Raw genomic sequence first — 13,460 nt, forward strand, 5'->3', positions numbered from 1 at the left:
TGCTCACCTAAACCAGGTTGGGGATGACGATCGCCGGCGGGTTTTCGCTGCCGCTGCGTTCGACGGTTTCCCCGCCAACCAGGAAGTAGATCAGTGTGTAATTGACCGCCCAGGGCTTCTCCGTCAGACAGCGGTATTTGAACGTTTGGCTCTCGTGCGCGCCTTGCGTAAAGGTATATTTCTTGGTCTTGCGGCTTCCTTTGTCGTCCTGATAGCTCAGCTCCACCATGACCTGGTTACAGTTTTCCCACGAGAATTTGCGGTCGAGGAAGATACTGATCTCGTTGAAAGACAGCACCGAGCCGGGATCCATGTTCAACAGGGTCGAGGCCGATTTGGACTGCGGCTGATAGCTGCTGCTGCCTTCCCAGCCCGAGGAGGCTGCGGATTTGAACGCGAATTCGCTGGTGATATGGAATAGCTCGTTCTTATCGCTGCTGCGGGCAATGCGTTTGGTCCATGTCCCGTCATCGTTGGTGAAAGGCGCGCCGGTATAAACCTGGTTGTTGTAACGGATGTTGAAGGTGGCGGCCTTGATACCGTACTCCTCGAAGCTGTCCGGCCCGAGCACGGTCAAATCCAGCTGTTGGAAGAACGGATCGTTGACGTTGACCTGAATAAAGTAGGGAGCGGTTTTTTGGGCGTGCAGGATATCGCTGCCGATGAAGTTTTGCGGCACGGCGGACTGGCTGAGGGCTTTCGACGAGGTGTAGTTGAAGTTCAGGCTTTTGGTTTCCTCGATCCGCACCAGCTTGATCTCCAGCGAAGCGCTGGGGAACAGGCCGCCTTTGCCGGCTTCTTCGCCTTCTTTCTTGTCGCTGGCGATCAGCGAATCCAGAATGGCGTCGCTGGCGGATTTCGCCTGCGGGTTGCTGTCGTCGTTAGGTTTGAGCGTGGCGCTGAAAAAGCTTTTCAGGATCTCTTCCTTGACGAACTGCAGTGCCCACTCTTTCTCTTTGGCCTCTTCGTCGCCCGGCATGCTTTCGGTGACCTTGATCACCAGTTTCTGATCCTGCTGCAGTTTTTTGATGACGCTGTCGAAGCCCAGCCAGAAGCTGGCCGGCGTCTCAACCGGAATGGGAATGTTGGCGCCGAATTTCAGATCGAATTCTTTGTAGATGCTTTCGAACTGTGCGGTCACTTCGACCTTCAGCGCCGGCGTGATGCCGGTGAAGCTGAGGTTATAGGCGACGGCGGCCGGCGCCTTGGCCTGGGTGAACGCGGCTTCGAGGATCACCGCCTGGGACGGCGTCAGCTTGGCACTGAAAATGGCGCTGTTGTTGCCGAACAGGCTGGGGCAAGGGGCGCTGATCAGCTCACCGTTGGTGGCGCCCGCGTCGAGCACGAAGAAGTTCACCGTGCCTTTATCATACGGCACCTGGGCCTTGCGGGCATTCTTGGGATCAACGTTCAGTTTGCGCAGATAGTCGTTGAAGGCACGGTTCAACACCGCTTCGTCGATCGCCGTATTGACCTCGAAGTTGATGTATCCCCCTTGCGGATCGCTGGCGTCGCCGGTGTATTTGATCAGCGAAAACACCGGTTCGCCCGACTTCTGCGCAATGTGGATATCACCGGGCAGATACCAGAACTGGTTATCGTCTGAATCGTCGGCGAAGAAGGTGATGTTGTTGATGGTGGCAGTTTTGGCTCTGAGTAATAACATGGCGTTTCCTTAGTTAACTGAGGGTGGCGAGATCGAGAGCGTTGGCGTCGGTCGAGCACTGCACGTTTTCGGGCCGATCGCCGCCTTCGCCGGGTTGATAGGTAAACCAGATATCCAGACAGACGCTCATCTGCTCCGGATCAAGCTGATCGGCGCTGAAACAGCGCGGGGCGGCATCGGATTCGGTAAATTGAAACACCTGCTGCAGCGTTTCCGCCGGCGTGCAGACGTAGCTGGCGGAAACGATGACCATTTCCACCCGGCGCCAGTCCATGTCGGCCGACAGCGTCAGCACGCGCTGGCGATACAGGGTCGAGAACAGGTAGACGTCCTGACCGGTCGGTTCTTGCAACTCGGCGGAAATATGCGGTGAGTTGACGGCGGCGCTGTAGGTTTTGTCGACGTCGAATTGGTATTCGTCCGGCTCCGGCAGCATGACCGGGTAGTGGGCTCGCGGGCTGGTCTGGTCAAGTTGGAAGCTGCGCGACACGCTGCTGTTCGGCTGTTGCCGGTGGCGATAGCGCAGCGTGACCAGCACGGATTGATAGCGCTGCCAGTCAAACTGTTGCGCCGCTTCGATCGCGAAATCATAGCGGCCGTAGAGCGACTCGACGTCCAGAAAGACCTCGCTCATCTCCGTTTGCAGGCTGCCGGAGCTGACCGAAGTCACGCCGCCTATCGACTGGTTGAAGTACACGGTGAAGTCATACTCGACCGGCCACAGCATTTTTCCCGTTTTCGGGTCGATCAGGCTGGGTTCCTTAAACGGTTTGGGCCCGAAGTCGTCGCGGGTAAATTTCAGCTGTCGGCTGTTTGAGCCATAGCGCAACCGGGCCGTCACCAGCAGGATATTGGCGTCAAGCGCATCCGACAGCAGGCTGACCCGCACCTCGCGATAGGCGAAAAAGTCATCCTGCAGATCGCGTTTGACGATCGCGCGATCGGCCTGATAGTCCGTGCCGTTGACCAACTGGGCGAACAGGGCCTGCGGATAGAGCGAACGCTGCACGACGGTGGTTTCGCTGATCTTGCCGCTCAGGCGGCGTTGATCGATGTTTTCAACCGAGACCTGTTGTAGATAAAAGCCGGCTTTGGGGCTTGTCTGCTGCGGTTCGTTGGCGATAACCGGCGTGAAGAACTGGCTGGTGAGGATCTGCGTCAGTTCGGCGGCCGCCTGCGCCATATGGCCGTCGGGATCGGTGTCCCTGACTTTGACGGTGACGATTTTCTCGCTGATCAACTGGGCGGATGTCTGCTCGATACCGACGCTAAAGATCAGCAGGTTAAAGCCTATCGAGCGCTGCAGGTAACGGTAAACCTGGTCCCAGTTGGCTTCCAGCTCGAAGGTGGCCGGCGGCAGTTGCTGCAGGTAGTCGATTTTGTAACTGACGGCGATCGGCGTCGAGGCCGGCGTGCGCATCAGGCTTGCCAGCAGCAGGATATCGTCGTCGTCGTCCAGTTTGGCGGACAGATAGCAATATTGCTGGTCGCTCAGCGAGGTTTTGCTGGTCTGCCCGGGGATAAGATCGGGGATATTCAGCGTCGCGCTGCAGGCGATCGCCTGCAGCGGCAATAAGATCGCATCGCGCGGTATGTCCGGGCTGGCATCGGCGGCGCGTTGCGCCGCGTCGGGCGAACTGGCCAGCTGGGTCTGCAACGACAGCGTGGCGTAGTAAAGATCGTCCGGTTGGTTGAGATTTCTGAAAATTTGCAGTTGGACATCGGGTTGATTGCCTGCGGCGACCTGCACGCTCGGCGCGGCGGCACAGTAGTAATACACGGGCCGGTCCGGGTCCGCTCGAATAAAACAGATGTCTTGCATGATTACCTGATCGCGCATAGCGGCAACCCCACGTCATCAGAGAGGGAGCCGGAGCAAGGCGTGCTTGCTCCGGCGGAGACCGGCCGTCAGAAGGTCACGACCACGATGGTGCTGGTGCCCGTGATCGGCTTGGTGACGGTTTTCTCCTGGTTATCGCCGTAATAGACCGTGGCGGTGTAGCTGATCTGCGGCTCGTTGCCTTTCTCTTGCTGCATCAGGTTGAATGTCAGGTACTGCGTGAGTGACTTGGTGTCGAACTCGGTTAACGCAATGGGCTGCGTTTGCGAGAAGTCCCATTTCGGGTAGTTCACCGTCATCTCGAAGGTGATCAGCGAAACGTCTTTTTGCGACGGTTTGAAGATGATGGTGTATTTCTGCTGCTTCGGCAGGGCGTTGGCGATCAGGATCTGATTGCCGCGCGTTTCGCCATAGCCGGGCAGCTGCGGGTTGCTTTCCACGCCCGGCGGGAGGTAGGTCAGGCTGTCGCCGTCCAGCGCATAGTAGTCGGCCGAATAATAAAGCGGCTTTTCCACGTTGGTGCCGATCGGATAAATAAACGGCACCGGCGGGTTCTTGTCGCTGATCACCTGGGTGTATTGCTTGAGCGGCACGCTGTGCTCTTTGTCTTCGTACTGGGTCTTGACCACGACCTGGCTGAAGACCTCCCAGCCCAGCGGGTTGAGCAGGGTGGAGATATCTGCGTAGACGATGCCGCTTTGCGCCGCGTTGATGGTGACCACCAGATCGTCTTTGACCTGGATGTCCCCAGACAGGTAAGGCCTGGCCTGCATGCCGGTGAAGTTGACGGTGTAATGATAACGGTAGGCGCGGCCGAGCTCGGGTTTGATAAACCACTTGTCGGTTTTCTTCGGCCCCGGATCCTTCGGCGTAAAGGTCAGCGTGCTCTTGAGATCGTCGTCGTATATCGCGGTGACCACGATATTGGCGATGTCATACTTGGCCATGTCTTCGGTGACGAAGAACTCCGGCTGGATGTACTGATAGAACGGGTCGTGGAGATCGTACTCTTTGAAGTACTGATCCAAATCGGCTTCGCCGACGATTGAGCGTATCGACGGCAGCTGAGTTTGCGGGTAAATGGTGGAGGACACCACGGCGTTCTCTTCATATTCGCGGGTGAAGCTCAGAGTTTGCGAGATTTTGGACTGGAATTTTTCGAAGCTGCCGGCGTCGTTCAGCAAATTGAGACTCATGTCGATGCCGGTTTGGCTGCTCAGGATCTGCTCGACCTGCTGTTGCCCCCAGTTCCGCAGACTTTCCTTCCATTTATCATAGGCGGCGGGTTCCATGCCCATTTCTTGCGCCGTCAACCCGATCCGCACGTCCACCTTGATCGCTTCCTTGGCGTAAAACTCCTGCTCGATCTTTTTCTCGTCGGCCGACCAGGTGTGGTAGTTGATGGTTTGCGCTACGGACTTGGCCTGCTCGCTGTTATAGGTGACGATCACTTTGGCCGCCGACATGGAGGCATCCAGGGAGAGGTCGAAGCGCACGCCGACGCTGGCGTTTTTATCGGTGCCTTTCAGCACCTGTTCAAACAGCGTGGCGCCTTCCCCGGTCAGCGACAGGCTGAACACGGTATTGTTGTCGCCGAGGCCGGAGGGGGACAGCGGCGTTGGGATCTGGCGATAGAACTTATCGTTGCCGTCGAGGATCAGCATGGCCTGCGCCGAGGTGTAGCGCGGCTGCATCAGTTCGATTTTTGCAGCGTCCGCCGGCATTAGTTCGCTGAGGAATTGATCGTCGCCCTTGTTGCCGTCGTAGAGCGCGACAAACCGGTTGAGCTGTTCATCGCTCAGGCCGGTATTCTTCTGTGCCTGATCCATCGCGGTCTTCTTGGTGTTGTTTTCCGGGTCCGCTTCATAGGCCTGTTTTGCCTTGATGTAGTCGACAATGAGCTTGGATTTTTTATCCAGCGGGCCATCTTTTCTGCCAAGGCCGTTATACAGCTGCAGGCGGATGCGGTCTTTCATTTCCGCATTCGGCTGCGGCAGCTGCACGGTGAATTGCGCGTAGCCGCCTTGCGTATCTTCGCTGCGGTATTTGTAAAACATAAAGCTCGGCGTATTGGTATCCCGTTTGGCAAACACCGGGATCTCCGGCACCACATAGAAGATATCCTTGCTGTCGCTGTCGCCGTAGCAGGTATACGCGTATTCCTTGACGCCCAAATACTCGGTGACGTCGATTTTTATCGATTGCTGCAAAGCGGTGGTTAACATAGGGCGGTCCTCTTGTTTATGTCACTTGTGGTATTGCAGTTTGATGGGGCCGGTGGTGGCCTGCAGGGGGCCGGAGTCGTAGTTTTTGGGGAATAGCGCCGCCGTTTTCCCTTGCCAGCGATAGTCCACCCGGCCGTTGAGGCCGGCGGCATGGGCGTTGATCCACCAGATGGCCTGCCACTGCGCGGCGGAAAAGGCGAAGGTGAAGTTTTGTTTCTTGCCCTGGTCCGCCGGGAGATAGCTGGCGCTGCCGGAGATCGTTTTGAATTCGGACTTCAGAGACTCGGCGTCGAACAGCAGGCTATAGAAACCCACATCCTGCGGCGTCAGCGCGATGGCGTTCTGCCACGCCAGCCGGCTCTCGAAACTGGTGTAATCGGCGAAGGTCACCTTGAGTGCGATATCGCTCACCGCCGCTGTCGTTTCCAGCGTCACTGGCGGGAAGCTGGGCCATGCCATCGGCGTCTGTTGATCTGCCCAGCGCAGCTCTATCGCCATGATATTGAAGCCTTTCGGATCAAATCCCAGGCTGACGGTGCAGCGTTGAGGCTCGATCGGCTTATCCGGCCTGCTGGGTTCCGGCAGGGGCGTAGCGGTAAAGGAGATGATGCCGTCGGCCGGCAGCCGATTCAGCAGTTCGGCAATGTCGCGTTGCTGCTCCAGCAGATAGCGCTGGGGCACGGTGTCGTCGTATTCGATCTGGTAATTCAGCTTGTTGGGGATTTGTTCTGGCGACGAGATATTGCGTAGCGTGTTGGCGATCAGCAGTGAGGCGGTGTTTACCAACGCCTGGCGAACGCGAGCTTGCGTCTGCTCTGAAGGCGCATTGTCGAACTGCGCTTGCACAATGACGACGCCGGCGTCGATTTGTTGGTTCAGCAGCCTGGCGATCGCTTCCGGTTGCCGCGCCTGCTCGTTGAAGGCCAGGGTGACAAACGCGACCCAATCGGCCTGCAAACGGGCATTGACGCGGCTGTCGACGCTGAATCGGCTGCGGGTGAGAAAATAGACCTGGTCTTTTGTTCCCTGGATCGCGCCCGCCAGCCGGCCAGACTCCTCATGGGTCAACGCCATTTTGGACTGTTCAAATTCGACGCTGTAGGCGGCAGCAGCCGGCCGCTGCGCGAAGTGCAGCCACAGCGATTGCTGGATCTCCTCCTGCTCCAGGGTGATGGTTTCTGGAGCGGGGACGAAATGGCGGCGGATATAGTCCTCGATCGCAGCCCTGTCGACCGGCAGCTTCGGTGCGATGAAGGTCGCCAGGCCGCCGCCGGGGCTGGTCAGCAAATGCAGCGAGCTGATCTTGCCGGCCGGCGTTTCCTGCACCACCTGCGGCGTATAGCTGCCGTAGGTGTAACAGCCGCTGGGGCGCGTTTGGTCGTGAAACGCCAGCGCGCGGTCAAGAAGAAAGAAGTTTTGCAACGTACGTTGCGGATCCAATTCGTCGGTCATGGTGTATCACCCTTGATATCGATCGTTTGGTCGCCGGTGACATAAGGCGACCAGGGGCCAGTGGGAGTCTTGTAGCGGAAGCCGGCGGCGAAAATGGAGGTGACGTTCCATTTGTAGACGAAGCTCGGCTGCGAATGCGTAAAAGTGCGGTCGCTGGTGCGCTCGCTGTCCTGCGGCTGAAAACTCAGTACGGCGCTGAGCGACTGCGGCGGCAGCCGAACGGTGATCGTCGCCTGCTGTGCGCCGAACTGCGGAAAACTGTAGGCGCCGATGGTGGCGTTTTGCACGATCGGGGCGGGTAACGGGACGGCGCCGTCGCCGGAAAGCGAATAGGCGGTCGCCTCGGCAAAAGTCGGGTCGCCCAGGATCGGTGCGCTGAAATAGGGCGCCGATGCGCTGAGCGCCCACGTTTGGCGCCAGTCGGCGGAGTAATAGGGGCCGCCAAGTCGGCTTTGCTGGGCGAACGTTGGGTCGAGATACAGGGTCAGGAAGCGGCAAGGCAGCGCGGCGTAGTCCAGCACCAGGTTATCCTCGTCGCAGCGACGTTGTTCGCCGGGCAACGTGCGGTAAACGCCGTCTTGCGGGTAATTCACGCGGATCTGGTAGAAAAACGGCTGTGCATCCAGCGCGCTGTTGTGAAACTTGAAGGTTAACCAGGTGCGGTCGGGGCGCAGCGCCAGCGTTTGCGTTTGCTCGATCGGGTAGATATTGCCGGGCGGTACGGTCAGCTGAATATCGATCGTAACGCCGGATTGCAGCCCCAGCGGGTAGGCGTAAAAGACGTTGATCTCTCGCTCTCCCGCCGGCAGCGGCGGTGCGGTGGTACGATGGATAATGGTATCGGGCGAAACTTTGGCGATCTGCTGCGCGGCGGCGAACGGATCCAACGTGAAGCAAAGTGGCCGCTGAGTCAGCGCGACATTGGCCAGATCGCACCGGGTCCGGCCGGTATGCGGGGGCGGCGTCAGAAGGATCTGCGCCACATTGCCGGCGGCGGGGCCGGCAGACGGCGCACCGTACAGGTTGTATAGCCGATCGAGCAAAGCCTGGCTGAGCAACAGATCCCCGGCCGGATCGTTAGCCGGTGGCGGTGGGTCGATGTCGAGCGGCAAGTGGGTGAGGTTGCGGCTGAGGTAGAGGGTCAGCCCGTCGTAGGGAAAGACAATCCCGGTATCGCCCACGGCATGGGCACCTTCCACGCCGGCGGCCAGAGCCAGGATCAGCGCACGGGCATCAAATTCCACCCGGTAGGCCAGACGCGGCGATACGCCTTCGACGAAACCGTCCAGACGCGCGTTGAAGCCTATCGTCTCATCGAGCAGGGTGCGCTCGATCAACTGAGTGCTTGCCGCATTGAGCAGAATGATGAATTGACTGCACTGTGCCGAATACCAGGTGGTGTCGTAGTGCCGGCCGTACAGTTCGCTGTGGTAGTCGATGGGCACGTCGAATCCCAGGCTGCCCGGCAAGACCGGCAGCGCCTTCACCGCACAATCCGGATACTGTTGCTTGAATACCTGCAGGCTTTGTTCACCGGCGAACTGCAATTGCGTGGTGAAATTCAGCCAGCCGTAGAGGCTTTCGGTACTGTAGCTGCGCACGATATCCAGCGAGAAAGCCAACGGGTCGGCCGCCAGAATGCTGAGCGCCTGCGGATATAAATAATAGGCGTCGTTTTGCCGATACGCGGCGACGAAACGTTGATCATCGCAGATAATAATGCGCTGGAAGTCGGGGTAGCCTTCATACATGATATTATTCTTCCGCTGCATTGATCATATTGTGGTAATCCTGGTGCCACTCGGCAGGCAGCGTTTTCAGCACGTTTTTAGGGCGTTGGTGATATTCGTCTTCATAGAGGTGTTGAACCAGCGCGTCACCGACCAGCACGCCGTTAGCATAAAAAGTACTGAGGGCGCATTGCGTTTTTTGCAGCGGAGAGTCAGCGCTGAGTTGCAGGTTATAAACGGTTAACTCACCGGACTGGAGAGAGAGGGCGGTAATTTCGCACTCACCGTGCCGAGTTTTAAGACGCATGCCTGAGGTCAATTCACGGGCGAGACAAATACCGTTTGCGGTGACGAAAGGGTGCCCCAGGCTGGCTTTTATGCGATATTCACGTGCCGCCTGGTCGCGGGCGGTAATGTCAATGTAATGCTGCTCCTGCCCCGTGGTGATATTCTCAATGCGTCTGGGGTAGTTATTGCCGCAAATAACGAATTCATCTGCCGTGAGGGCATTTATCGGCTTTTCTGTCCCATCCTGCATTAAAATCAACGTATCCTCTGCCAGGCAGCCATAAATAATCTGCATCGGTTTGATTTGTACGGTATTGAGCAGGCGGCGATCCGGATCGCTTTCTTTGGGCGCGTTAGTAATAAAGGCGGCGATGCTGCGGCCTTCGACATCAAGCGTAATTTTAAAAACGTAATAAACCATCTCACCGGATTCAAAATCGACGCGGTTGAATTTCAGCCAGTCAAGATCCCAGGTGATGTTATTTCCGCTGATTCGGGTTGCGGCAGAATTAAAAATATTATAGCCGCCGTAAGGGGTGATCGGATCGCCGCCGGCACGGGTGCGGATAAGATAAATGGTATTGCTGGCGTTGACCGGCTTGCCATTGCTGAGATCAATATTGCCAAAATAGGTGATGTTGCCTTTTATCGGCACTTTAACCGTGCCGTCCTGATCGTAGCCGGTGCGATAATCACAGTCGCCATCGTCACGCGTCAGGCAAATCTTGATCATGCGCTGGTTATACAGATTCCTCGGGGAATCGTTGATCATTTCTTTCGGGTAGCTTTGCGTCGTGACGATTTCGGCGCCGTAAACGGTTTGCTGGCCGACCGTTTGCGCGAAGGTATAGATCACCGTAACCGGAAAGCTGCCGCCGGTCTGGCTTTGCGGATAGTCACCGCTGGCACCGATGGTGCAGTCCGCCGTGTAAACGTAGTCGCTTTTGTATTCCACCTTGCCGACGTTATCGGCGCCGCCGTCGAACAGGCCGAGGGTTTGCGTCACATTGGTCGCCTGAACCGGCAGAGAGCCGATGGCGTCGGTTTGATAACGTTTACCGTCGGTGGAATCCAGCCTGACGATGCTGTACACCGGCTGAGCGCCGCTGGTGTTGGCCTCGCTCATCCGGCCTGCGACCCGTTTGACGCGTTTCGTCTGCTGCCAGAGCTGGGTGAATTGCGGTGCGGCGGCGGCGGTGACGCCGGCCAGTTTTAATTGAATATCATAAAATTCGGTTAAAACCGGATCGCCTGGCTCGATAAGAAATACGCCGCTGTTCTCGTATTGGTCGATAACGTTTTTTACGATGCGTTTCTCATCTGACGTATAATCTTTTGCGAGCATAATATCGGCACCAATAAATTAATGGCATTGCCAGAGATGCACGCCATCATCATGGCGTGCCCATCGTTTTTAACAGGCGTTATTTGCAGGTTTCTTTACAGTAAGCGTAAATGGCGCTCAGGCAATCTGAAGATAAATACTGTTCGAATTCCGCATCGGTGGGTTCAATATCGACATCCAGCGTCATGGCATAAAGTTCTTGAGCAAACATGTCTTTAGTGGCAGCGGGTTTGTTTTTAAAATAGGTTTTTATTTTGCCTTTGCTCACTTTCCGAATCCAGGCAAACTCACCGCCAATGGCCACTTTCCCGGTGAAAGTGAAGTCTTTACTGGTATAAACGCTGATGTCATTGGGGTAAACCTGATATCTTACCACCTGTTCCACGCCGATATTTTGATTGGTTTCTTCCCAGGTTTCTCTTTTTATTACATTCAACGCAAAGTTTTTTCCATCGACCGGGCCATCTTTAGCATCGGCGGTGCCGCCAAATAACATCGGGCAACCTCTGGCAAAACCTTCGTTCTTTAACCCTAATAGAATAAAATCGGAATTGCCGACAGCTTTGGGCGCGCTATCAAGAATGACATACTTTTTAATAGGCATAGTCAGATCCTTATACGCAGGATGGTATAAAAAGGAGGTGGTGAATCGCTTTGTCGCCGCGTTTTACTCACATTCAACAATAGCAATGGCGCTTGAAAAAGCAATACATACATAAAAATAAATTAAGTGTTTATTCTTGCATAACAGATAATCAATAAAATCACGGCGTTGTAAAAGAGGAGGAATAGTTTAAGAAATCAAAAAAACAGAATGTTTTTTGCGGTTTTTATTTTCTTATTGGCTTTAATTTTAATAAATCAATGTGTTGAGTGTGGTTATGATTTTAAATGGCTCTAATCATTAGTTGTTTAATCTTTTATATATAGTGAATTAATTTATCATTACTGTGCGCATCATTGACGGAGTAATAAATAAAATTCGCAGCGGAATGATTGCCACGGTGAGCAATCAAGACGGATGAGGCGGGGCAGCAGGCTGCCCCAGGTCAGGGTTTAGGTTAACGCCCGCAGGCTGCCGATCTCTTCCCAACCGAAATGCGCCGCTTCGGCCAGCACGTCGCACACTTCGCCGCCGGCGGCAACCACTGCTGCGTCGAGCGCGGTGTCGTGCAGCAGATGGCTCACCAGCAGTGCGGTGAACAGATCGCCGGTGCCTTTGACCGCCGATTTGACCTTCGGATGGGTAAAGCACTGCGCTTCCTGCCGGGTGACCAGCATTAAACCCACTTCGTCTTCGTGCTGTGCCACGCCCGGCGCGCTGGTGACCAGCACCCATTCGGTGGTGTCGTTCAACAGCGCCTGCGCGGCGTGTTGCGTCTGCTCCCGGCTGCTCAAAGAGCGGCCGCACAGCTGCTCCAGTTCGAAACCGTTCGGCGTCAGGCCGTTGGCCAGCCGCAGGAACGGCGAGCGATAGCAGTTGACGATGCGCTCATCCACGTAGATCCCTTCGCCGTAATCGCCCATCACCGGATCGATATAGATCTTTATCTGCGGATTGAGGGCGCGCACCCGCTGCAGCCAGTTGGCCAGAATATGGCACTGCATCACGTCGCCCAGATACCCGACGATCACCGCCCGGGTGCGTTTCATCACGCCGCGGGCGATCAGATCGTCGAGAAAGCCGCCGAACCACTCGCCGGAAATGACGCCACCGTGCGGTTTGCCGTAATAGGGTGGGCAGCCGAACAGCACGCTGGGCACCTGCAGCGCTTCCAGCCCCTTTTTCAGCAGGGCGCGGTAGGCGATACCGTTGCCGACGCTGCCGTAGACCACCTGAGATTGAATGCTGATCACGTCGATGGACGGTGACCGTAAGGGTGAAGTCTGTTGCATGAGTTACATCCTTGGTTCGTTATTATCCAGCCAGCGGGCGAACACCTGCCGCGCACGCTGTTCCAGCTGTGTGCCGTGGCGCGCCGCCTGTTCGCGCAGGCTTTGGGGCGCAACGCCGGCCAGTTCCAGCTCGCAGGCATGGCCAATCAGCCAGCGTTCGATATCGCGATGATCCGCCTCCAGATGGAACTGCAGGCCGAGCGCAAACCCCTGATAGTCGAAGGCCTGATGCGGGCAAACCGCCGTACCGGCCAGGCAGCGGGCGCCCTCCGGGATCGTGAACATATCGCCGTGCCAATGCAGCACCGGCGTATCGGCCAGCGGCGCCAGCGGCGAGTCGTCTTCCGCCGCTAGCGTGGTCAGCGGGGCGAAGCCGATCTCTTTGACGCCGAGCGAGATCACGTCGGCGCCCAGCGCCTGGGCGATCACCTGAGCGCCGAGACACACCCCGAGGGTCGGCCGCCGCTGCGCCAGGCGCTGTTTGACCAGCGCCAATTCATGGTCGAGAAAATCATAGCGCAGCGCGCCGGAAAAGTGCTGGGCAGCGCTGATCGGCCCGCCGAGCACCACCAACAGATCGGTCTCTTCATTATTGATAGCACGAATATCATCGCGGCCGGCATCGTAATAGTCGATCTGATAGCCACGCAGCGAGAGCAGGGAACCGAGGATGCCCAGGTTTTCAAAATTGACGTGTCGAATGGCGACGGCTTTTTTCATTGTTTAACCTCGAGAGCGTGGGTGAACGGCGTCAGCGCCAGCGACTCGCCCAGCACGGTGATGCCTTGCGCGCCGCTCTGGTAGACGATACGGCGTTCGCTGACCTGGCTGAGTTGCACCTGATAACCCTGCGCAGCCGGGAACAGCGCGCAGGCCTGCTCCAGCTGATCGGCGGCCCAGGGGGTGAACATCTCCAGGCGGGCAAAGGCTTTTCCTGCATACTGAATGTCGAGCACGTAATGTTTATCCATGGAACCCCTTACTTTTGGCCGCGGAAGCTGCTAATCTTGTTTGAACT

Annotated in this window: 10 protein-coding genes; all 10 read right to left on the reverse strand. The window is 56.8% G+C overall.

The genetic code is table 11. The annotated features are described in order from the left end of the window. Window positions 1-7 precede the first annotated feature (7 nt). The 10 genes from ACUXAC_RS06630 to ACUXAC_RS06675 all read right to left on the reverse strand — a co-directional run bounded on the left by ACUXAC_RS06630 (window position 8) and on the right by ACUXAC_RS06675 (window position 13,413). Window positions 8-1,666, reverse strand: coding sequence for a hypothetical protein (locus tag ACUXAC_RS06630; RefSeq protein WP_060418681.1), 1,659 nt, complete (start codon window positions 1,664-1,666; stop codon window positions 8-10). 13 nt (window positions 1,667-1,679) lie between these two features. Next, window positions 1,680-3,446 (reverse strand): hypothetical protein, encoded by a 1,767-nt coding sequence (locus tag ACUXAC_RS06635; protein WP_454266568.1) that lies wholly within the window; start codon window positions 3,444-3,446, stop codon window positions 1,680-1,682. Between the two features lie 128 nt (window positions 3,447-3,574). After that, window positions 3,575-5,731, reverse strand: coding sequence for a hypothetical protein (locus ACUXAC_RS06640; RefSeq protein WP_060418685.1), 2,157 nt, complete (start codon window positions 5,729-5,731; stop codon window positions 3,575-3,577). Between the two features lie 21 nt (window positions 5,732-5,752). Then, a complete protein-coding gene (locus tag ACUXAC_RS06645) occupies window positions 5,753-7,183 on the reverse strand; it encodes a hypothetical protein (RefSeq protein WP_387441214.1) in 1,431 nt (476 codons plus the stop codon). Then, window positions 7,180-8,934 carry a hypothetical protein gene (locus tag ACUXAC_RS06650; RefSeq protein WP_159318069.1) on the reverse strand — a complete coding sequence of 585 codons (1,755 nt, stop codon included), beginning with the start codon at window positions 8,932-8,934 and terminating at the stop codon, window positions 7,180-7,182. Before ACUXAC_RS06650 ends, ACUXAC_RS06645 begins: the two co-directional genes overlap by 4 nt. Window positions 8,935-8,938: 4 nt before the next feature. Beyond that, a complete protein-coding gene (locus ACUXAC_RS06655) occupies window positions 8,939-10,546 on the reverse strand; it encodes a Hint domain-containing protein (RefSeq protein ID WP_141959327.1) in 1,608 nt (535 codons plus the stop codon). A 79-nt stretch (window positions 10,547-10,625) separates the two neighbouring features. Next, entirely contained in the window at window positions 10,626-11,150 is a 525-nt protein-coding gene (locus ACUXAC_RS06660; protein WP_060418693.1) for an NUDIX hydrolase, read from the reverse strand. Between the two features lie 452 nt (window positions 11,151-11,602). Beyond that, a complete protein-coding gene (locus tag ACUXAC_RS06665) occupies window positions 11,603-12,442 on the reverse strand; it encodes a PfkB family carbohydrate kinase (protein WP_197785258.1) in 840 nt (279 codons plus the stop codon). A gap of 3 nt (window positions 12,443-12,445) precedes the next feature. Further along, window positions 12,446-13,162, reverse strand: coding sequence for a glutamine amidotransferase (locus tag ACUXAC_RS06670; RefSeq protein ID WP_060418700.1), 717 nt, complete (start codon window positions 13,160-13,162; stop codon window positions 12,446-12,448). Continuing rightward, on the reverse strand, window positions 13,159-13,413 hold the full coding sequence (locus ACUXAC_RS06675; protein WP_336850431.1) for a hypothetical protein: 255 nt from the start codon (window positions 13,411-13,413) through the stop codon (window positions 13,159-13,161). Before ACUXAC_RS06675 ends, ACUXAC_RS06670 begins: the two co-directional genes overlap by 4 nt. Between the last annotated feature and the right edge of the window lie 47 nt (window positions 13,414-13,460).

The organism is Serratia sp. 121840015-1 (assembly GCF_053627655.1).

What these genes read in the sequence shown, in the direction of transcription:
- ACUXAC_RS06630 (WP_060418681.1), bottom strand. Translation starts at nt 1,666, where the DNA reads ATGTTATTACTCAGAGCCAAAACTGCCACCATCAACAACATCACCTTC.
- ACUXAC_RS06640 (WP_060418685.1), bottom strand. Translation starts at nt 5,731, where the DNA reads ATGTTAACCACCGCTTTGCAGCAATCGATAAAAATCGACGTCACCGAG.
- ACUXAC_RS06645 (WP_387441214.1), bottom strand. Translation starts at nt 7,183, where the DNA reads ATGACCGACGAATTGGATCCGCAACGTACGTTGCAAAACTTCTTTCTT.
- ACUXAC_RS06650 (WP_159318069.1), bottom strand. Translation starts at nt 8,934, where the DNA reads ATGTATGAAGGCTACCCCGACTTCCAGCGCATTATTATCTGCGATGAT.
- ACUXAC_RS06655 (WP_141959327.1), bottom strand. Translation starts at nt 10,546, where the DNA reads ATGCTCGCAAAAGATTATACGTCAGATGAGAAACGCATCGTAAAAAAC.
- ACUXAC_RS06660 (WP_060418693.1), bottom strand. Translation starts at nt 11,150, where the DNA reads ATGCCTATTAAAAAGTATGTCATTCTTGATAGCGCGCCCAAAGCTGTC.
- ACUXAC_RS06665 (WP_197785258.1), bottom strand. Translation starts at nt 12,442, where the DNA reads ATGCAACAGACTTCACCCTTACGGTCACCGTCCATCGACGTGATCAGC.
- ACUXAC_RS06670 (WP_060418700.1), bottom strand. Translation starts at nt 13,162, where the DNA reads ATGAAAAAAGCCGTCGCCATTCGACACGTCAATTTTGAAAACCTGGGC.
- ACUXAC_RS06675 (WP_336850431.1), bottom strand. Translation starts at nt 13,413, where the DNA reads ATGGATAAACATTACGTGCTCGACATTCAGTATGCAGGAAAAGCCTTT.